The organism is Stenotrophomonas sp. 96582_Sma (assembly GCF_056480905.1).
Genome location: NZ_CM151122.1, coordinates 4,888,769 through 4,908,555, shown reverse-complemented (window position 1 = coordinate 4,908,555; position 19,787 = coordinate 4,888,769). Strand labels below are relative to the sequence as shown.

General features: G+C 67.7%; 20 protein-coding genes. 11 read left to right on the top strand and 9 right to left on the bottom strand.

Going from position 1 to position 19,787, the window contains the following annotated elements; translation table 11 throughout:
• Positions 1-68: 68 nt before the first annotated feature.
• Positions 69-215 (bottom strand): hypothetical protein, encoded by a 147-nt coding sequence (locus ACZK2R_RS23000; protein WP_006402488.1) that lies wholly within the window; start codon positions 213-215, stop codon positions 69-71.
• A gap of 184 nt (positions 216-399) precedes the next feature.
• Here ACZK2R_RS23000 and ACZK2R_RS22995 point away from each other — a divergent pair, with 184 nt between their 5' ends.
• Positions 400-846: a universal stress protein gene (locus tag ACZK2R_RS22995; protein WP_005411629.1), complete on the top strand. Its 447-nt coding sequence runs from the start codon at positions 400-402 to the stop codon at positions 844-846.
• 134 nt (positions 847-980) lie between these two features.
• Here ACZK2R_RS22995 and ACZK2R_RS22990 read toward each other — a convergent pair whose 3' ends face one another.
• On the bottom strand, positions 981-1,265 hold the full coding sequence (locus ACZK2R_RS22990) for a DUF2782 domain-containing protein (RefSeq protein ID WP_180837861.1): 285 nt from the start codon (positions 1,263-1,265) through the stop codon (positions 981-983).
• 98 nt (positions 1,266-1,363) lie between these two features.
• On the opposite strand from ACZK2R_RS22990, the gene polA reads away from it, so the two are divergent.
• Together polA and ACZK2R_RS22980 are read left to right on the top strand one after the other, a co-directional pair.
• The gene (polA, locus tag ACZK2R_RS22985; protein WP_180837862.1) at positions 1,364-4,138 is read left to right on the top strand and encodes a DNA polymerase I; all 2,775 of its coding nucleotides are present in this window, start codon (positions 1,364-1,366) and stop codon (positions 4,136-4,138) included.
• A 330-nt stretch (positions 4,139-4,468) separates the two neighbouring features.
• Positions 4,469-4,948, top strand: a complete 480-nt coding sequence (locus tag ACZK2R_RS22980; protein ID WP_125893335.1) for a DUF421 domain-containing protein — start codon at positions 4,469-4,471, stop codon at positions 4,946-4,948.
• Between the two features lie 49 nt (positions 4,949-4,997).
• On the opposite strand, the gene ACZK2R_RS22975 is transcribed toward ACZK2R_RS22980, so the two are convergent.
• The 7 genes from ACZK2R_RS22975 to ACZK2R_RS22945 form a co-directional block, all read right to left on the bottom strand.
• Positions 4,998-6,518, bottom strand: a complete 1,521-nt coding sequence (locus tag ACZK2R_RS22975; RefSeq protein ID WP_180837863.1) for a hypothetical protein — start codon at positions 6,516-6,518, stop codon at positions 4,998-5,000.
• 96 nt (positions 6,519-6,614) lie between these two features.
• Entirely contained in the window at positions 6,615-7,511 is an 897-nt protein-coding gene (hemF, locus tag ACZK2R_RS22970) for an oxygen-dependent coproporphyrinogen oxidase (RefSeq protein ID WP_049424225.1), read from the bottom strand.
• 54 nt (positions 7,512-7,565) lie between these two features.
• A complete protein-coding gene (locus tag ACZK2R_RS22965; RefSeq protein WP_180837864.1) occupies positions 7,566-9,182 on the bottom strand; it encodes a hypothetical protein in 1,617 nt (538 codons plus the stop codon).
• 49 nt (positions 9,183-9,231) lie between these two features.
• Positions 9,232-10,338: a hypothetical protein gene (locus ACZK2R_RS22960; RefSeq protein WP_180837865.1), complete on the bottom strand. Its 1,107-nt coding sequence runs from the start codon at positions 10,336-10,338 to the stop codon at positions 9,232-9,234.
• Between the two features lie 35 nt (positions 10,339-10,373).
• Positions 10,374-10,934, bottom strand: coding sequence for a hypothetical protein (locus tag ACZK2R_RS22955; RefSeq protein ID WP_049398641.1), 561 nt, complete (start codon positions 10,932-10,934; stop codon positions 10,374-10,376).
• Positions 10,935-10,964: 30 nt separating this feature from the next.
• Positions 10,965-11,384: an NUDIX hydrolase gene (locus tag ACZK2R_RS22950; RefSeq protein WP_180837866.1), complete on the bottom strand. Its 420-nt coding sequence runs from the start codon at positions 11,382-11,384 to the stop codon at positions 10,965-10,967.
• Positions 11,381-13,750 (bottom strand): S9 family peptidase, encoded by a 2,370-nt coding sequence (locus ACZK2R_RS22945; protein ID WP_180837867.1) that lies wholly within the window; start codon positions 13,748-13,750, stop codon positions 11,381-11,383. The genes ACZK2R_RS22950 and ACZK2R_RS22945 overlap by 4 nt, the downstream gene beginning before the upstream one ends.
• 167 nt (positions 13,751-13,917) lie before the next feature.
• Between ACZK2R_RS22945 and ACZK2R_RS22940 the strand changes: the two genes are divergently transcribed.
• The 8 genes from ACZK2R_RS22940 to ACZK2R_RS22905 all read left to right on the top strand — a co-directional run bounded on the left by ACZK2R_RS22940 (position 13,918) and on the right by ACZK2R_RS22905 (position 19,771).
• Positions 13,918-14,247 carry a hypothetical protein gene (locus ACZK2R_RS22940; RefSeq protein WP_005414880.1) on the top strand — a complete coding sequence of 110 codons (330 nt, stop codon included), beginning with the start codon at positions 13,918-13,920 and terminating at the stop codon, positions 14,245-14,247.
• 37 nt (positions 14,248-14,284) lie between these two features.
• The gene (locus ACZK2R_RS22935) at positions 14,285-14,938 is read left to right on the top strand and encodes an RNA polymerase sigma factor (RefSeq protein ID WP_180837868.1); all 654 of its coding nucleotides are present in this window, start codon (positions 14,285-14,287) and stop codon (positions 14,936-14,938) included.
• A complete protein-coding gene (locus ACZK2R_RS22930; RefSeq protein ID WP_125893349.1) occupies positions 14,935-15,150 on the top strand; it encodes a hypothetical protein in 216 nt (71 codons plus the stop codon). Before ACZK2R_RS22935 ends, ACZK2R_RS22930 begins: the two co-directional genes overlap by 4 nt.
• A 213-nt stretch (positions 15,151-15,363) precedes the next feature.
• Entirely contained in the window at positions 15,364-16,761 is a 1,398-nt protein-coding gene (locus tag ACZK2R_RS22925) for a cytochrome ubiquinol oxidase subunit I (RefSeq protein ID WP_121504130.1), read from the top strand.
• Between the two features lies 1 nt (position 16,762).
• Entirely contained in the window at positions 16,763-17,776 is a 1,014-nt protein-coding gene (gene cydB, locus ACZK2R_RS22920) for a cytochrome d ubiquinol oxidase subunit II (protein WP_005414876.1), read from the top strand.
• Positions 17,777-17,993: 217 nt separating this feature from the next.
• On the top strand, positions 17,994-18,737 hold the full coding sequence (locus tag ACZK2R_RS22915) for a beta-ketoacyl synthase chain length factor (protein WP_125893351.1): 744 nt from the start codon (positions 17,994-17,996) through the stop codon (positions 18,735-18,737).
• The gene (locus ACZK2R_RS22910) at positions 18,730-19,527 is read left to right on the top strand and encodes a lysophospholipid acyltransferase family protein (RefSeq protein ID WP_125893353.1); all 798 of its coding nucleotides are present in this window, start codon (positions 18,730-18,732) and stop codon (positions 19,525-19,527) included. The genes ACZK2R_RS22915 and ACZK2R_RS22910 overlap by 8 nt, the downstream gene beginning before the upstream one ends.
• Positions 19,514-19,771 carry a phosphopantetheine-binding protein gene (locus ACZK2R_RS22905; protein ID WP_005411610.1) on the top strand — a complete coding sequence of 86 codons (258 nt, stop codon included), beginning with the start codon at positions 19,514-19,516 and terminating at the stop codon, positions 19,769-19,771. The genes ACZK2R_RS22910 and ACZK2R_RS22905 overlap by 14 nt, the downstream gene beginning before the upstream one ends.
• The last annotated feature ends 16 nt before the right edge of the window (positions 19,772-19,787 follow it).

Sequence of the window (19,787 nt, the reverse complement as noted above, 5' to 3'; positions counted from 1 at the left end):
GCCGAGCCATGCTCGGCTGCTTCTGGCGGGAAAAACAGCCGAGCATGGCTCGGCTCTACAGAAGAGCGTTATCGGCCGGCTGACTGCCGGGCGTTGTCACGCAGCGCCATGTCCTTGCCCAGATGATAGCCGCCGTAGAACAGCACGAAGGCGGCGATGAGGCTCCAAAGGATGATCCTGAGGGGGCTTCGTGGTGTCGGCTTGCTGTCCTGCATGCGGGTTCTCCCAAGGCGGCGGTGCCGCCGCCCACCCAGCTTGCGCTGCAGTGTCCGGGTACGCAAGCCGGCGGTGCGCACACGCCGCTGCGCCGCGCCGGATTGATCCTGCTCAAGGCGCGCCCTGCACATCCGGTGTGCAATGGTGTTGTTCCCATCTGGCAGACCGCCACGGAGCCCCACCATGTACAAGCGCATCCTGATTGCCACCGACGGATCCGAGCTGGCCGACAAGGGCCTGGCCAAGGGTCTGGAGCTGGCCAAGGACCTCAACGCCGAGGTCGATATCGTGACCGTTTCCGAGCCGTGGGCCGTCGGCATGTACGACGCCATGGGCTGGAGCGTGGGCTACATGAACAGCCCTGAATACAAGGCCGACCGCGAGGAAGGCGCGCAGAAGGTGCTGCAGCCGGCGCTGGCCAAGGCGGCTGAGCAGGGCATTACCGCCAACCCGGTGCACGTGCTGGACCGCTATGCGGCTGACGGCATCATCGAGACCGCCGGCGAGCGCAACAGCGACCTGATCGTGATGACCTCGCATGGCCGCCGTGGTGTGACCCGTGTGCTGCTGGGCAGCCAGACCGCTGAAGTGCTGGCACGCAGCACGCTGCCGGTGCTGGTCATCCGCTGATACAAGCGTTCCCGGGGAGGGGACCCGACGCCGGCCGCAGGATGCGCGCCGGCGTCATCTTTTGTAGGGCCGGCAGGGGCCCATCCACGCATGGCGTGGATCTACTGAAGCGCAGGGATCCGACCCCGGTCACATCACCAGCTGTACAGCTTCCAGTACACCGGCGACACGCCGTCCTTGTCGTTGTCGAAACGGCCATCGCCGTTCTTGTCGTACATATAGAACGGGGCACCGCGCGACGGGGTCACCTTGACCATGCGCAGCTGGCCGGACACGCGGTATTCCTCGATGACATCGCCGTTGTCCATGGTGCGCTTGGACACATCCGCGCCCTTGACGTCCACCGGGGGAGCGCCCGCGCCACCCATGCTGGCGCAGCCAGCGAGCAGGAGCAGGGAAGCCAGCATCAGGATCTTCATCGGCGGGGGCCTTTGCCTGGAAAGAGCCTTGATTATGCCCCATCGCCGCGGCTGTGCCGTGTCGTCGCAGTGCAGGCACGGGCGCGTAGAATCGACCCATGAGCAGATTAGTCCTGATCGACGGGTCCAGTTACCTGTACCGCGCGTTCCACGCGCTGCCGCCCCTGTCCAATGCACAGGGCGAACCCACCGGCGCGCTGTTCGGCGTGGTCAACATGCTGCGCTCGACACTGAAGGAGCGCCCGGCCTACGTGGCGTTCGTGGTCGATGCGCCGGGCAAGACCTTCCGTGATGACCTGTACAACCAGTACAAGGCCAACCGCCCGCCGATGCCCGACGAGCTGCGCAGCCAGGTCGAGCCGATGTGCCGCATCGTCGAAGCCTTGGGCATCAGCATCCTGCGCATTCCCGGCGTGGAGGCCGATGATGTGATCGGCACACTGGCCCTGCAGGGCGTGGCACAGGACCTGAAGGTGACCATCTCCACCGGCGACAAGGACTTTGCCCAGCTGGTGCGCCCGGGCATCGAGCTGGTCAACACCATGACTGGCAGCCGCATGGATTCCGATGCCGCAGTGATGGAGAAGTTCGGCGTGCGCGCCGACCAGATCATCGACCTGCTGGCGCTGATGGGCGACACCGTCGACAACGTGCCGGGCGTGGAGAAATGCGGGCCGAAGACCGCCGCCAAGTGGCTGGCCGAGTACCAGCACCTGGACGGGGTGATGGCGGCCGCGCCGACCATGAAGGGCAAGATCGGCGAAAACCTGCGCGCCGCACTGGAGCGCCTGCCGCTGAACCGCGAGCTGGTGACCATCCGCACCGACGTGGAGCTGGACGCCAGCCCGACCACGCTGGCCCTGCGCGAGCAGGACGTGCCGGAGCTGACCGAGCTGTATGCGCGCTATGGCTTCACCCAGGCGCTGAAGGAGCTGGGTGCACCGCTGCCGGCGCCGACGGCCGCCAGCGAAGCAACGCCGAGCCTGCGTGGCACCGCCGCCGGCTTCGCCCGTGGCAGCGCCGAGGCACCGGCCGCCGGCACGCTGGATCCGGCGCTGGCCGCACCGGGTGAATACGAGACCGTGCTGACCGCCGAGCAGCTGCAGGCCTGGGTCGAGCGCCTGCAGCAGGCGGACCTGATCAGTTTCGATACCGAAACCGATGCGCTGGACGCGATGCGTGCGCGCCTGGTGGGCATCAGCCTGGCGGTCGAGCCGGGCAAGGCCGCCTATATTCCGGTCGGCCACGATTACCCGGGCGCGCCGGCGCAGCTGCCGATGCAGCAGGTGCTGGACGCACTGCGCCCGGTGCTGCAGGACCCGGCGAAGAAGAAGCTGGGCCAGCATGGGAAGTACGACCTGCATGTGCTGCGCCGCCACGGCGTGGAGGTGCAGGGCTACCACGACGACACCATGCTCGAGAGCTTCGTGCTCAATTCCACCGCCACCCGCCACGACATGGATTCGCTGGCCCTGCGTTACCTGGGCTACAACACCATCAAGTTCGAGGATGTGGCCGGCAAGGGCGCCAAGCAGATTCCGTTCTCGCAGGTGGGCATCGACGAAGCCAGCCGCTATGCGGCCGAGGACGCCGACATCACCCTGCGCCTGCACCGCGCGCTGCAGCCGCAGCTGCTGGCCGAGCCGGCGCTGGACAGCGTGTACCGCGACATCGAGATGCCACTGGTACCGGTGCTGACCACGATCGAAGCCAATGGCGTGCGGATCGACACCGATGAACTGCGCCGGCAGAGCCAGGACCTGTCCTCGCGCATGCTGGCCGCGCAGCAGAAGGCCACCGAGCTGGCCGGCCGTAGCTTCAACCTGGATTCGCCCAAGCAGCTGCAGGCGGTGCTGTTCGATGAGCTGAAGCTGCCGGCGGTGGTGAAGACCCCGAAGGGCCAGCCCAGCACCAATGAAGAGGCGCTGGAGGCGATCGCCGACCAGCACGAGCTGCCGCGAGTGATCCTGGACTACCGGGGCCTGGCCAAGCTGCGCAGCACCTACACCGACAAGCTGCCGGAGATGGTCAACCCGGACACCGGCCGGGTGCATACCAGCTACCACCAGTCCGGTGCCGCCACCGGCCGCCTGTCCTCGTCAGACCCGAACCTGCAGAACATCCCGATCCGCACCGAGGATGGCCGCCGCATCCGCCGCGCGTTCATCGCCCCGGAGGGCTTCCAGCTGCTCGCGGCCGACTATTCGCAGATCGAGCTGCGGATCATGGCCCACCTGTCCGAGGACCCGGGCCTGGTGCGTGCCTTCGAGCAGGGCGCCGACGTGCACCGCGCCACTGCCGCCGAGGTGTTCGGGCGCACGCTGGAGGAAGTGACCCCGAACGAGCGCCGCGCGGCCAAGGCGATCAACTTCGGGCTGATGTACGGCATGAGCGCCTTCGGCCTGGCGCGCAACCTGGGCATCGACCGTGGCCAGGCGCAGGACTACGTGGCGCTGTACTTCAGCCGCTACCCGGGCGTGCGTGATTTCATGGAGCGGATGCGCCAGCAGGCCCGCGACCAGGGCTATGTGGAAACCCTGTTCGGCCGCCGCCTGTACCTGAACGACATTCATGCACGTAACCAGGGCCTGCGCGCCGGTGCCGAGCGCGCCGCGATCAACGCGCCGATGCAGGGCACCGCCGCCGACATCATCAAGCGCGCGATGGTGGACGTGGACCAGTGGCTGCGTGACAGCGGCGCACCGGCACGGATGATCCTGCAGGTGCACGATGAACTGGTGTTCGAAACCGAAAGCAGTTTCGTCGAGGAGTTGCGTTTGCAGGTGGTCGAGCGCATGTCGCAAGCGGCCAAACTGCGGGTGCCGCTGGTGGTCGATACCGGCATCGGCAACAACTGGGACGAAGCACACTGAGGGTGTTTCAGGCCGAAAACGACGTGAATTCGTTCATTCGTCAGAGGTTTCTGACTCGATCATGAATGTTGCCCTGATGGAGGTTCATTAAATTGGGCCCCTTCACGAACCGTTAGTGTTCGGAGTGCTTCTATAACTCTCGACAGGCGCAACGCCTGTTGTGGATCTCTCCCATCCCCTGGAGCAGATCTCGGAACGGGGACTCCTCCCCAAGTGCCCGTTCCCCGGCCCCGTTGACCTCCCCCTGGTCAGCGGGGCTTTTTATTTGTGCCGTTGCCAGATGACGTGGCCTGCGCCACGCTGGGCCACCGCTCCGCAGGGGAACCCGCAATGCCCGATCTGTTCTCACTGGCGATGCCGTGGTGGGAGTTCATCCTGCGCGCGGTGGTGGTCTACGTCGTGGTGCTGGGCATGGTCCGGCTGAGCGGCAAGCGCCCGCTGGGGCAGATCACCCCGTTCGACGTACTGCTGGTGGTGCTGCTGGGCAACGCGGTGCAGAACGCGCTGCTGGGTACCGATACCTCGCTGGGCGGCGGCCTGCTGCTGGCGGCCACCCTGATCCTGCTCAACTATGGGGTGGGCTGGGTCAGTACCCGCAGCCGGCGCATCGAGCGCCTGGTGGAAGGAGAACCGGTAGTGATCGCGCGTGATGGGCGCCTGTTCGACGCCGTTCTGCGCCGTGAGCAGGTCACCCGCGCCGATTTCGAGGCCGCCATGCGCCAGCAGGGCTGCCTGGGCGTGGAGGATGTCGAGTTGGCCCTGCTGGAGATCAACGGGCACATCACCATCATCCCCAGGAAGAGCACCTGACGTGTAGCGTCGAGCAAGCTCGACGCTACGGGTACCCCTTCCCGCGCCCTCAGAGCGCGGCTTCGGCCTTCAGTGCCGGCCAGTTGCGGGTGGCGTCCACATCGCAGGCTACATGCGTGCCCTCGCCATCCTTCGCGCAGATCGCTGCCATGGCCTGCGGGATCTTCGGGTCGGCGGTGTGCGAATACACCGCTGCCAATGCCAGGCACCCTTCGCGGACACCGGCGCCGCACAGCGTCTCGAAATAGGGCAGCGACGCGGCCCATTTCTCGGCCTCGAACAGGGCTTCGCCGGCAACCTTGCAGCCCAGCAGCTTGCCCTCGGTGCAGCAGGCGTTGGCGCCGTCCTTGCGCGCCAGGGTGGGGCAATCCAGTGGCAGCGGGATCTCCACGAACGCCACCGGCGGCGTGCAGCTGGCATTGCCTGCGGCGGGCTTGCGCTCGTAGTAGGCGAAGCGGTTGCCGCCGTCGACGCTGGCGAGGTTTCCGTTCTTCAGCGGTTGCAGCACGAAGTCGCTGCCGACATCGGGACGGATGAGGATGCGGCCGTCCTGCAGGCGCGCGCGCAGGCGCTGGTCGCGGCCCTCGGCCTCAACCAGGCCGCCATCGAGGAAGCGCAGCTGCGAGAGCACACCGTACTCGGCTTCATAGCTCCCACACGGCAGCGCAGTGGCCGGCACCGGAGCCAGTGAAGCGACCGGCGCAGCGGCCAGGCTGGCAAGCGCCTTGGCGCGGCCGCAGGCCACGCCGTCCGCGCGCTGCGCGCACGACAGCTGCAGCGCTTCGTGGGCCTGCAACAGGCGCCCGCCACTCCACAGCACCTCGGCAACGTCGGCGCAGAAGGTCTCGCCGTGCTGCTGCCGGCACAATGTGGCCAGCTCATCGAGCTGCGCGGACGGCAACACGGGATCAACCGAATGCTGCAGCCCGAGCAGGGACTTGCCGATCATCTCCAGCCCGACCACCTCGGCGATCGCCCTGCAACCCTCGGCGTTGAAGGACGCGGAATCCTCCTTGCAGATCTCCGGCTTCGGCGGCTCGGCCCGTGCAGGCGCCGGGGCAGCGTCCTTGGCCTGCTGCTGGTAGGTCTCCAACAGCTGGGAGCAGGCCGCGCCCACGCCCTCGGCACACCAGGCGTGCAGCTTCACCGGTGCGGCCTCGGGCAGCGCCTCCAGGCACTCGGAGGTGTTCATCACGCAACCATCTTCGATGGGCTCGGGCATCGTCCTGCAGGCGGCGGCGTGCTCACGGGTGAACTCGCGATAGGGCGTGTTGATCGTGCGGTCGTTGTCCGAGAAGAACCAGTTTTCCAGGCGTCCCGTGGACAGGTTGCCGGTGCCGAGCACGTCTTCCTGGCGGGCGATGCGCAGCTCCTCGGTGGCCTGGTAGGGGCCGGACAGGAAGGCGTGGCCTTCGCTCTCGATGGTCAGCGTGATAGTGCCGCCGCTGTCCTTGTAGGTGCCGCAGGCCATCGACTGCGCGGCAGCCGGCAGACTTGCCGAGGCCAGCGCGAGCAACAGCAGGGAGCGCCAGCCCGCAGCGCGGGGGCGGAGGGAAACAGCAGCAGGCATGACGTCATCCTTGAAGAAGAAAAAAGACGACCTGTCCGGTGCAGGACGCACCGCAGGCAGGAGAAGACGCCACGCGTCAGGCGTGGCGCCGGAAGGTCAGAGCCAGTCGCGCGGCACCAGGTAATCGGCCAGGCGTGCCTCGGCGCTACCCGCTTCCGGGGTGAAGCCGTACTCCCAGCGCACCCGCGGCGGCAGGCTCATCAGGATGCTTTCGCTGCGGCCACCACTCTGCAGGCCAAACAGCGTGCCGCGGTCGTAGACCAGGTTGAATTCCACATAGCGGCCGCGTCGGTACAGCTGGAACTCTCGCTCGCGCTCGCCGTAGGCCGTGTCCTTGCGCTGCTGCACGATCGGCAGGTAGGCATCCAGGAAGCCATCGCCGACCGCACGCAGATAGTCGAAATCGCGCTCGAAGTCACCGTGCAGGTCGTCGAAGAACAGGCCGCCGACGCCGCGCGTTTCATTGCGGTGGCGCAGGAAGAAGTACTCGTCGCACCAGCGCTTGTGCGCGGCATAGCGTTCTTCGCCGAACGGGGCGCACAGGTCGCGCGCGACCCGGTGCCAGTGCTGCACGTCCTCGTCGAACGGATAGAACGGGGTCAGGTCGAAGCCACCGCCGAACCAGCTGGCCACCACTTCGCCGTCGCGCTGCGCCTGGAAGAAGCGCACGTTGGCATGGGTGGTCGGCACGTAGGGGTTGAGCGGGTGGAACACCAGCGACACGCCAGTGGCACGCCAGGAGGCGCCAGCCAGTTCCGGACGGTTGGCCGAGGCCGATGGCGGCAGGCGGCTGCCGGCCACGTCGGAGAAGCCGATGCCGGCCTGCTCGAACACCGCACCGTCGCGCAGCACGCGGGTACGCCCGCCACCGCCCTCCGCACGCTGCCACAGGTCTTCCTGGAAGCGGGCCTGGCCATCGACGGCCTCGATCGCCGCACAGATGCGGTCCTGCAGGTCGGTGAGGTAGGCGCGCACGCGCTCGAATTCGTTCATGGCGCGTACTTTACCGCAGGGCCCGCCCGAAGCTGCGGGCAGGCCCTGGCCGGCTCAGCGCTTGCGGTTGGAGTTGCGCGGCGCCGGAGCGTCGTCCACGGCTGCCTCATCAACCGCCTTCTGCAGGGCACCACCCAGCGTGATCAGCTCCCAGTTCTGGGTGCCGAGCACGTCGCAGGCCACGTGCAGGCCGCTGCGGTCGGCCTTGCACAGCTGCCCCAGGGTTGCCCGTGCGTCCAGTTCCGCGCCGTTGCCCTGCGCGGTAACCAGGTTCTCGCACCCTTCGCGCACGCCGGCGCGGCAGACTGTGGTGTAGTGCTCGGCGGCCTGCAGCCAGTTCCCGGACAGCGCAAGGCGGTTGCCGAGAATGTTGCAGCCCTGCAGCTTGTCCTGCGCGCAGCAGGCTTCGGCACCGCCCTCGTTGGCCAGCGCCAGCGGGCAATCCTGCGGCAGTGGCAGCACCTTGAACTGCTTCGGTGCACTGCACCGGGTCGGGCCCTCGCCGGTGGGGACGAACACCTGGAAGCGGGTCCAGTTATCCAGCCCCAGCAACTGGCCGCCGGGCAGCGGGCGCAGCACGAAGTCGCCGTCCCGGTCGTGGTGGATGCGGATGTCGCCCGCTTCGACGCGTGCGCGAAGATGGCTGCTCCAGCCAACGCCAACCAGGCCGGCGTCACCGAAATCCAGCGTGTCCATCAGGCCGCCGTCGGACCGGTAGTTGCCGCAGGGCAATGCAGTTGCGGGCTGCGGTCGCAGCGATGCGCCCACCGCCTGCAACGCCGGCAGGCGCTCGCAGGTGGCGGTGTCATTGCCGGATGTGCAGGCCGCAGCCAGCGCCTGCACCGCCTGCTGGGGATCTCCCGCCTCCCAGGACAGCTCAGCCACGCGGGTGCAGAAGCCGCCGTGCGGTACCTCGCGGCACAACCGCAACAACTGTTGCCGCCGCTCAGCTGGAATGATCACCGGCACGGTCGGTGCCGTCATCGTTACCATGGCTTCGGTCATGGCGGCCGTCATCGCGGCCTTGACCAGCTGCTCCTGCACTGCCGGGTTGGCCTCGAGTGCCGCGGCACACGCCGGGGTTCCCTGTTCGAAGCCACCGTTGTCACAGGCAGCGGGGAGTTTGATGCCAGACAAGGCGGCGTCGAGCGCTGCCTTTGCCAGGGCGGGATCGGCCTCGACCGAGGGTTTGGCCTCCTCGTGCCAACGATCAGCCAGTTGCAGGCACATGCCGGGCACGCCTTCCCGACACCCCGCTTCCAGGGCGGCCGGGGTCGCTTCGCGACGGTTGTCCAGGCACGCCGCCGCATCAGCCAGGCAGCTGCCTGCAGCCGGCGTGGCGGCTGCGGCGCACTGTGCGGGCGCCTGCAGGAGGTAGACCGTGCCATCCACCTCGACCGTGCGGCCACGATCGCGCACTTGCAGCGCGCTGGGCAGGCCGTACTCCAGGTTCACCAGTTGCAGCTTTCCGTCGATCTGCTGGAACGCGACCGGAGACGGCGCACTGCCGAAGTGCTTCTGCTCGCCGCGGTTCGGTGAGCTGATGCGCAGCGTGCCGCTGCCTTCGTCGGCCTTGAACAGGCCGCATTGTGGCGACTGTGCGGCGGCCATCGGCGCGGCCAGCAGCAGGGCCCAGGCCAGCCAGCGGCGGCGCGGTGCGGGTGAATGCATGTCGTCTCCTTGACGATCGAACGGGAAGCTCCTGGCGCTACGGCGAACCCTAGCCCTCGCGCGGGGGCGTGCATTGTGCCGTGCCGGGCACGAGCTGGTAACGCTGGTAGGCCGTCTGGTTGTCCATGCCGAGCAGGTCGCCGTTGCCGAGCTGGCGCAGCACAAGGGTTTCGCCGTTCTGCTGCAGCTGGACGGCGCCTTCGTGCAGGCGGGCACGCGCGCCATCACCGAAGTCGAGCATGTCGATCACGCCACCGTCGGCCTGGTAACGGCCGCACGGCACCTGCTGCAGCGGAACCAGGCGCAGGTCGGTGCCGAGGCCACGCAGTGGCGCGATACGCTCACAGGCACTGACGCGGCCTGCATCGCAGACCACCTGCAGGGCCTGCACTGCCAACGCAGGTTCCAGCGCGTTCAATTGCTGCGCGGCCACTTCCACGCAGAAGCGGCCACTGCGGTGCTGCAGGCACCGCTGCTGCAGCTGATCGCGTGCAGCGGCCGGAAGCGGCGAACCCAGCGTGTCTTCGTCTTCCTGCTGCAGGCGTTGATTCACCCGCTGCATGGCGGCAGCCAATGCATCATTGGTCAGCGCCTCGCAGGCCTGCGGGTCATGCCCGGGCGTGTGTTCGCGGCAGGCAGGCGGGCGTTCAAAGCCCGTGGCACCGACGTCGTCGGTGGCCTTTGCTGGGCTGCCATCCCGCAGTTGTCGCAGCAGCGCCGAGCAGCCCGCGCCAACGCCTTCGTCGCACGCGCACTGGATCTGGCCGGGCGAAGCCGCGGGCAGCTGCGCAATGCAGTGGCTGCCGGCGGCGCGGCAGCTGCCGGCAATCGCGGCGGGTTCGCTGGCGCAGCCCCGGGACTGGCGCAGCGTGTAGACCACCACGTCGTCTTCGATGCGCTGCCCATCGGCGCTGATCCGGACCGGCAGTGCCACGCCATCGTCGAGCATGACCAGTCGGGCCTGCGCCGCACTGCGATCGACCCACAGCGGCTCCGGCTCGCTGCCGTCGTCGCGGCGGTAGCCGCTGCTGGGTGATGTGAATATCAGCGCCATGCCACCGTCGGTGCTGCGGTATTCGCCACAGCGCAGCGCATCGGCGGCGGCAGGCAGCGCGGCGAACAGCAGCAGCGCGGGGAGAAGGGTCAGCAAGCGCATGCGACGGTCCTTGTCGTGCGGAAAAGGGGTGTGGCTCAGTGGAAGCGCGAGCGGATGTCTGGTCGCAGCAGGCGCCAGGCCAGCCAGCCCTGCAGGCCGAGGAGTACGAACGACATGGCCACCATGGTCAGCGTGATCAACCAGCGTTTCAGATGGAGTTCCTGTTGCAGGACGGCGTCGTCGGAGAGAAACGGGATGACGTCGCGCATGAACACGTCCAGCCACCCGGCGATCGCAAAGTTGGTCAATGCACTCATCAGCAGGATCGCCACAAAGCTCCACAGGCCCCAGCTGCGCTCGCGCAGCAGTCCCCAGCTGGCCAGTGTCGAGGCAAGGCACAGCAGTGCGACGATCATCGACGCGGCCACCGGATGCGCCAGAAGCCAGATCAGGCTGTGCAGGTGCTGGAGTTGTACTTCCCTCTCAACCAGGTGCCAGATCGGAAGGTTGTGCAGCGGCCACAGCAGCAGTCCCTGCATCACGAAGTAGACCGTGAGCAGCAGTGACAGCCAGAACGAGGCGTGTGCGATCGGGCGCACCCAAGCGTGATAGGTCGGTTGGACCAGCGAAGGAATCGGCGGGATCGACATTGACATCCGGTGTCCTTGCAATCGGTGCCCGCGCGCTCAGCGGGCCGTCACCCGGGTGGCGACGGCCGGCAGGATATGGTGTTCGCTCAGCGGTGCCAAGGGCAGGCCGTGCGGTGGCTGCAGCGGCACCCAGGCCAGTTCGGCGATCTCCGCGCGTGCCTGTGGCATGCCGTCCACCTGCACCCACCAGGCCTGGGCCTGCACGCGGTGGCCGGGCTCGTTCACCGCCCAGTCCTGGAACGTACCCAGCGCGACGGCGGTTTCGGCGTGCAGCTGCGCACCGAGTTCCTCGTCCAGCTCGCGGGCCAGCGCCTGCAGCGGTGCTTCGCCGGCTTCGGGTTTGCCGCCCGGCTGGATGAAACGGTCAGCGCCGTGCTTGCGCACCACCAGCGCCCGGCCGCGGTCATCCAGGATGACCGCGGCCACGATGTGGATCGTGGCCGCGGCGCTGCTCACTTCAGGTTCTGCTCGAACAGCTTGAGGATGCGCTTGTACTGGTCCAGCCAGGAATCGGCGCGGACGTAGCCGTGGCGCTCCAGCGGGTACGGTGCGATCGACCAGTTGTCCTTGTGCAGTTCGATCAGGCGCTGGGTGAGGTTCACCGAGTCCTGGAAGAACACGTTGTCATCCATCATGCCGTGGGCAATCAGCAGGTTGTCCTGCAGGTTCTGCGCGTACTCGATCGGCGAGGACACGCGGTACGCCTCCGGATCGATGTCCGGGGTGTTGAGGATGTTGCTGGTGTAGCCGTGGTTGTACTGGTGCCAGTCGACCACCGGGCGCAGCGCGGCGCCGGCCTTGAACGTGCCCGGCGAGCGGAACAGCGCCATGAAGGTCATGAAGCCGCCGTAAGAACCACCGTAGATGCCGGCATGGTCACGGTCACCCTGCTGGGTGTCGACCAGCCAGTCCAGCCCGTCCTTGTAATCTTCCAGTTCCGGGTGGCCCATGTTGCGGTAGATCGCCGTACGCCAGTCGCGGCCGTAGCCCTCGCTGCCGCGGTAATCCATGTCCAGCACGATGTAGCCCTTCTGCACCAGCAGGTTGTGGAACATCTGCTCGCGGAAGTAGGCCGGGTAGCGCTGGTGCACGTTCTGCAGGTAGCCGGCGCCGTGCACGAACATCACGATCGGGTACTTCTTCCCCGGTTCCTTGTTTTCCGGTTCGTAGTACTTGGCCCAGACCACGCCGGCGCCATGCTTGGACGGCACTGCCACCAGCTTCGGCTGGATCCACTGGCGCGCCTTGTAGTCGGCGGTGCGGGTGTCGGTCAGCACGCGGGCCTGGCCACCGGTGCTGGGCAGCACGGCCAGCTGCGGCGGCAGGTAGGCGCCGGAGTAGCGCACCAGCAGCTGCTGGCCGTCCGGCGACAGCGAGAAGTCTTCCACGCCGTTGAGGCTGGTCAGCTCGCGCACCTGGCGGCTGCCGGTGTCGACCGCGCAGACTTCGTAGTCATGCGGGGCCTGCTGGTTGCACAGGAAGTAGAAGCCCTTGCCATCGGCCGACGGCACCGGCGCCGAGGTTTCCCACTTGCCACTGGTCAGCGCCTGCGGCTTGGCGGTGCCGGCCTGGGTGTACAGGTGCGAGAAGCCCGATTCCTCGGACAGCAGCCACAGCGTGCGGCCATCGGCCATCCAGCCGAAATCGTTGAAGCCCCAGTTGATCCAGCCGTTGTCGGTCAGGCGATGGCGGTTCTGCACGCGGCCATCGGCAGCGTTGACACTGATGATCCAGCGGTCCTTGTTGTCGTTGGCACGCAGCATCACTGCGGCCTGCTGGCCATCGGGGCTCCAGCGGATGCCACCGCCCATGAAGTCGCTCATCACCTGCAGGCTGCGCTCGCCCTTCAGCGCGTCCTTGCCGGCCCTGCGGCGCAGCTCGGCCAGCGGATCGGTGCTGATGCCAGGCAGGCCGGCCAGCGAGACCTTCTCGGCCTTGCCGGTGCGCACGTCCACGTACCACAGGGTGTGCGGCTCGAAGCCGTTACGGCCGACGCGGGTGCGGGTGTCTTCGGTTTCCTCGTAGCCCGACTCGGTCACGTACAGCGGCATCTTGCCGCCGCGGCCGTCATCGAAGTCCTTCGGCTTGGTCACCACGATCAGGTGGGTCAGGTCCGGCGACAGCACGCTGTCGGCGATCTCCACGTCGGTGCCCAGGTACACCGGGCCCGGCGCGCGGGTCGGGTCGGCCTGGCGCCAACGCTGGTCCTGGTCCTTCAGTGCTTCGCGCTGGTCGCGGTCGCGGCGCAGGGTTTCCAGCGTGCGCAGCTGCTGGTCACGCAGCACGTCGGCCTTCGGCGGCGTGCGCGGATCCTTCTCGGCCTTCAGGCTGGCCACCTGCTGCACGCCGCTGGCGGCGGTCCAGTGGAACCAGTTCTGGCCAACGCGCCAGATCACGCCATTGTCGGCAGCAAAGTTCACGTTGCCCGCGCGCTCGTTGCTGCGGGTCAGCTGGGTCAGCGCGCCGCTGCGCAGGTCGCGCACGAACACGTCGCCATTGCGGACGAAGGCGCTGCGGCTGCGGCTGCGGTCGTAGACCGGCTCGGCCACGTCCAGGGTGCCGCGCTGGTCATCGGCCACCTGTGCGGCCACGCCACCCGCCACCGGCTGGCGGAACGTATCGCGCACCGGGCTGCCGTTGCGCTTGAGCTGGTATTCCACCTGCTGGCTGTTCCACGACCACCAGGCCTTCTCGACCGGCGGACCGATCCAGTCCGGGTCGGCCATGGCCTGTTCGATGGTGATCGGCGTCGGCGCGGCATGCGCAGCCGGTGCGGCCAGCACGGCCGACAGCAGGAGGGACAGGGGCAGCACTCGGGACATGGGCGGACGGCACCAGAAGAGGAAACCGGCCAAGCGTAGCAGCCGCAAGGGCCCGGGGCAGGGGCCACAGGTCATGGCGGCGGGATTGGCAAAGTGGTGCAACCGGTGGCCGGGGTTGCGCATCCATTCTTCTGAACCCGCATCATCCACCGAACAGGAGCCCGACCATGCAGGAACTGATCCCGATCACCCTCTTCATCTGCATCGCCTACGCGATCCATGCCATTGCCGATGCCCGCGCCCGCAGCAAGCTGGTGGCCCCGCACGTGCCGGAGGAAGTGATCCGCTCGCTGGCCGTGCTGGAAGAAGAACGCCGCCGCCAGGGGGCGCTGCGCTGGGGCATCAGCCTGGTCTGCCTGGCGTTGGCCATGGCCCTGCTGGAAGCCATCGGTGCCCGTGACCTGACCTTCGGTGCCGCCGCCGCGCTGGTCGGCAGTGCTGGCCTGGGCCAGCTGCTGGCCTGGCACTTCACCCGCCCCGCCGCACGCAAGGGCTGAGCCGGCCCATGTCACGGGCACAGGGGGCGCCCCGCAGATGAGCCTGCTCGGCGAAGCATTGTCGGCACTGCGGGGCCGTCGCCGCCACGATGCAGCGGCGACGGCGGCACCCGCCGCACCGCTGGATGCGGACCAGGCCCTGGTGCGGGCCATCATCGATGGCTCGCAGGCGGCGTTTTCGCAGCTGGTCGAGACCCACCAGCGCACCTGCGCACATGTGATCGGGCGCATGGTGGGCGACCGCGATCAGGTGGCCGACCTGCTGCAGGAGACCTTCCTGGCCGTGTTCCGCCAGCTGCACCGCTTTCGTTTTGAATCCTCGCTGCGCACCTGGGTTTCCCGGGTGGCCTACACCACCGCGCTGCAGCACCTGCGCCGGCGGCGGCTGGAGGCGCAATGGATGGTGGCGGTGGAGGTGCCGGAGGAACTGGGAATCGGCGATGAAGGACCGGGGCCGGCTGAACTGAGCGAGGCGCTGCAGGCGGGGCGCCATCTGGGCGTGGCGCTGGAGCGGTTGAGTGCACCGCAGCGCCTGATCGTCGGCCTGCACTACCTGGAGGACTTCGACCTGGTCGAGATCGAGCAGGTGACCGGGCTGGCACGCGGTACCATCAAGAGCCACCTGCACCGCGCGCGCCAGGTCCTGAAGCAGGAACTGACGCGGCATGCCGCCGCCGGAGAACTGCTGTGAGCCCATCGACCGACCCTCGCGATGCGGAAGAACGCGCGCTGGCGCAGGCGTTGCGTGAGCAGACACAGCAGGAAGAAACGCCGGATGTGAGCGAGGCGCTGCAGAAGCGCATTGCCGCTGAATCGCGCGATAGTGGCGTGGGCTATGTGGTGGTGCAGGTGGTGTTGTTGGGGGCGTTGGTGGCGGCGGCTGTCTGGTATTTCTGGCACTGAGGCACCCTCCGGGCGGTGGGCCGCTCCAGTCGCTGTTGGTAGATGCCGACCTTGGTCGGCGTCTGGGCGTGTGTGCCAACCAAGGTTGGCAGCTACCAGAACGGTTGACCCCTGCGACAAAGTGAAGCAGCGCGTCACCCGGTCGCATCCCACCTTAACGAAATCCTCCTAAAGTGGTCCGGTATCCCACCGGTCACAGGCAGGAGGCGTCCCTTGGACGCGTTGTTGTTGTCCCGGATCCAGTTCGGATTCGTCATCAGTTTCCACGTGCTGTTCCCCGCCTTCACCATCGGTACGGCCAGCTGGCTGGCCTTCATCGAATGGCGGTGGCTGCGCACGAAGTTGCCCGTGTGGCGCGAGCTGTATTTCTTCTGGCAGAAGATCTTCGCCGTGTCGTTCGGCATGGGCGTAGTCAGCGGCATCGTCATGGCCTTCCAGTTCGGCACCAACTGGCCACGATTGAGCGAGGTGGCCGGTACGGTCATCGGTCCGTTGCTGACCTATGAGGTGCTGACCGCGTTCTTCCTGGAAGCCAGCTTCCTCGGCGTGATGATGTTCGGCTGGGGCCGGGTCTCGCCGCGCCTGCATTTCCTGTCCACCTGCATGGTGGCGCTGGGCACGCTGTTCTCCACGTTCTGGATCCTGTCGTCCAACAGCTGGCTGCATACACCGGCCGGCTACGAGATGGTCAACGGCATCGTGCATCCGGTGGACTGGTGGCAGGTGGTGTTCAACCCCTCGTTCCCCTATCGCCTGGCCCACATGGCGCTGGGCTCGTTCATCACCACCTGTTTCGTGATCGGTGGCGTCGGCGCGTGGTACCTGCGCAAGGGCACACATGTCGAGGCCGGACGGCGCATGCTGATCGCGGCGGTGGCGTTCGCGGCGCTGACGGTGCCGGTACAGATCTTCGTCGGCGACATGCATGGCCTGAACACGCTCAAGCATCAGCCGATGAAGATCGCGGCGATGGAAGCGCACTGGCATGAAACCCAGGAAGGCGAGGGCGTGCCGCTGGTGGTGTTCGCGCTGCCGAACGAGAAGGAAGAGCGCAACGACTTCGAAGTGGCGATTCCGAAGCTGGGCAGCGTGATCCTCACCCACAGCCTGGACGGCACCTTCGATCCGCTCACCTCGGTGCCGGCCAGCGAACGGCCGCCGGTGACGCCGGTGTTCTTCGCCTTCCGCATCATGGTTGGGCTGGGCACGCTGATGCTGCTGCTGGCCTGGGTGTCGGCTTTCCAGCTGTGGCGCAGGAAGCTGCTGGATTCGCCGTGGCTGCTGCGCGGCTGGAACTGGATGCTGCCGAGCGGCTTCATCGCGCTGCTGTCGGGCTGGTTCGTCACCGAAATGGGGCGCCAGCCGTGGGTGGTCTATGGCGTTCTGCGCACCGCTGATGCGGTCGGCCCACAGAGCGCGTGGATGACCGCGCTGTCGCTGGGTGTCTACGTGGTCGGCTACGCATTCGTATTTGGTTGGGGCATCTGGTACCTGGTGAAGATCCTGCGCCATGGGCCGCAGCCGTATGCCGAGGGGCCATCGCTGGACCACGGCAGCCATACCCCGGCACGTCCGTTGTCGGCCGCCGACGAACCGCTGGAGGAGCGCTGACATGGACCTGATGACCTGGCTGCCGGTGGCGTGGTTCGCGGTGATCGGCTTCGGCGTGCTGATGTACGTGGTGCTGGACGGCTTCGTGCTCGGCATCGGCATCCTTGCCCCGTTCGCCGAGGACGAGGAACAACTGGACCTGATGATGAACACTGCCGCGCCGATCTGGGACGGCAACGAGACTTGGCTGGTGCTGGGCGGCGCCGGCCTGCTGGCGGCCTTCCCCAAGGCGTATGCGGTGCTGTTGTCGGCGCTGTACCTGCCGGTGCTGCTGCTGGTGGTGGCGCTGGTGTTCCGCGGCGTGGCGTTCGAATTCCGTTTCAAGGCGCATCGTTCGCGCCGGCTGTGGAGCGTGGCGTTCGGCCTCGGTTCGCTGCTGGCCACGTTTGCCCAGGGCGTGATCCTCGGCACCCTGGTGCAGGGCATCCCGCTGGTGGACGGTGTCTATCAGGGCGGGCCGTTTGCCTGGTTCAGCCCGTTCGCGATGCTGACCGGTGCCGCGCTGGTGGCCGGCTATGCGCTGCTGGGCAGCACCTGGCTGATCCTGAAGACCGAAGGTCGCGTGCAGGCGCTGGCGCGGCAGATGACCCGGCCACTGGTCGTGGCGGTGATCGCGGCGATGGGCCTGGTCAGCAGTTGGCTGCCGTTCCTCGATTCGCGCCTGATGGCGCGCTGGTTCAGCGACGGCAACTTCTGGTGGCTGTCGCCGGTGCCGCTGCTGACCCTGGCGGTAGCCGCCGCGCTGTGGCGCAGTGCCACCCACCCGCGCCGCGACCTGCCGCCATTCCTGCTCAGCCTGGCCCTGTTCGTGCTCGGCTTCCTCGGCCTGGTGCTGGGCATGTGGCCCTATCTGCTGCCACCGTCGATGACCTTGTGGCAGGCCGCCGCGCCGGCGTCGTCACTGGGCTTCACGCTGGTCGGGCTGGTCATATTGCTGCCGGTCATCCTCGGCTATACGGCGTGGTCCTACCGGGTATTCCGTGGCAAGGTGCACGCCGACACCGGTTACCACTGATCGATTGAAGACGGGGCCTGCCGGTGCCGGGCCCCGTGTTGGGGAATGTGAAACCTGCACACCCTGCGCGGGACGTGCTAGCGTGCGCTCCTTTCCGGCGGCCAGGGGGGCAGCCGGCGACGTCCTGGACGGACGCACGGCTGCAGGAACGGGGGGCCGCCGCGCGTCGCCGTAATGGCTCGTGCCTATCGTTCTCCCGTTGAAGCACCATCGCTAAATGATCGAATTCTCCATCGTCGACTGGGCTGCCTGGGCGCCCGGCCTGAGTGAGCGTAGCCAGTGGCTGGGCTGGGCCGATGCGCCGTACCTGCCGCACGGCGCGGACACGCCGGCGCTGGCCGAGGTGCCGGCGATGCAGCGCCGCCGCATCGAGCGGCTGGGCCGGATGGCGATCCAGGCCGCGTGCTGGTGCGAGGACGGGCAGGGCGCCGACAGTGACGTGCCGCTGGTGTTCGCCAGCCGCCACGGCGACGTGGCCCGTTCGATGGACCTGCTGGGCGCGCTGGTCGGCGACCAGCCGTTGTCGCCGACCGGATTCGGCCTGTCCGTGCACAACGCGATTGCCGCGCTGTATTCCATCGCCCGCGGCCACCGCGGCAACTACCTGGCGCTGGCGGCGGGCCAGGCCACGGTGGAGACGGCTTGCCTGGAGGCCGTCGGCCTGCTGGCCGACGGTGCCCGCGAGGTGCGGGTGGTGGTCTATGAGTCGCCACTTCCGGAAATTTACGCGACGTTCGCCGACGAACCCGACCCGTTCTTTGCCTGGTGCTGGCGCCTGACCGCCCCGGCAGAGGGCCGGCCGACGCTGTCGCTGCAGTGGCAGCCGGCCGACGCCCAGGCCAGCACTGCGCCCGGCCTGCTGCCGCACGCGCTGGACCTGCACCGTTTCCTGCTGTCCGGCGCGCCGGCGCTGGAGCACGTGGCCCAGGGCCAGCGCTGGCGCTGGGGGCGCCGTGGCTGAGGCGCTGCGCCGCCTCGATCATGCCTGGCGGGTGTTCGGCACCGGCCTGAGCTTTGTCGCATTTGGCCTGGGCGGCCTGCTGCTGGGCGTGCTGGTGATGCCGGTGCTGCTGCTGATGCGCGACCCGGTGGTCCGCCGCCGCCGGGCCCGCCGCGTGGTCCAGGCCGCCTTCGCCAGCCATCTGCGGCTGATGCGCGGGCTGGGGGTGATGACCTACGAGATCGAGGGCGGCGAACGCCTGCAGCGCGACGGCCTGCTGGTACTGGCCAATCACCCGACCCTGATCGACGTGGTCTGCCTGATCTCGCTGCTGCCCAACGCCGACTGCGTGGTCAAGCGGGCCGTGGCCTGCAACCCGTTCATGCGCGGCCCGGTACGGGCCGCCGGCTACATCTCCAATGACGATGGCGCCGGCCTGGTCGATGACTGCGTGGCCGCGGTGCATGCCGGCGGCACCCTGGTGATCTTCCCGGAGGGCACCCGCAGCGTGCCCGGGCAGCCGCCGCGGCTGCAGCGTGGGGCCGCCAACATCGCCGTCCGCGGCCGGCTGGACATCACCCCGGTGCGGATCACCTGCAGCCCGCCAACGCTGACCAAGGGGCAGAAGTGGTATCGTGTCCCCTCACGTCGCTTTCACGTTCGGCTGCAGATCGGCGAAGATATCCCGATCGCGCCATTTCTGGCCGAAGACGACTCGCCAAGGGGGGATGCCTTGGCAGCCCGTCGCGTCACCGAGCACCTTTCTCGTTATTTCGACCTGTCTGGAGATCCGAACCGTGCAAGCACTTGAGCACGAGATCAAGGAATTGATCATTTCCTCCCTTTCGCTGGAGGACATCACGCCGGAGGACATCGATCCGACCGCCCCACTGTTCGTCGAGGGCCTCGGCCTGGATTCGATCGACGCGCTGGAGCTGGGCCTGGCGCTGCAGAAGAAGTACGGTGTGAGCCTCTCGGCCGATTCGGAAGAAACCCGTCGCCATTTCTCCAGCGTGCGCGCGCTCGGCGAGTTCGTCGCCGCCCGCCAGTCGTAACGGTGCCAGGACCTGC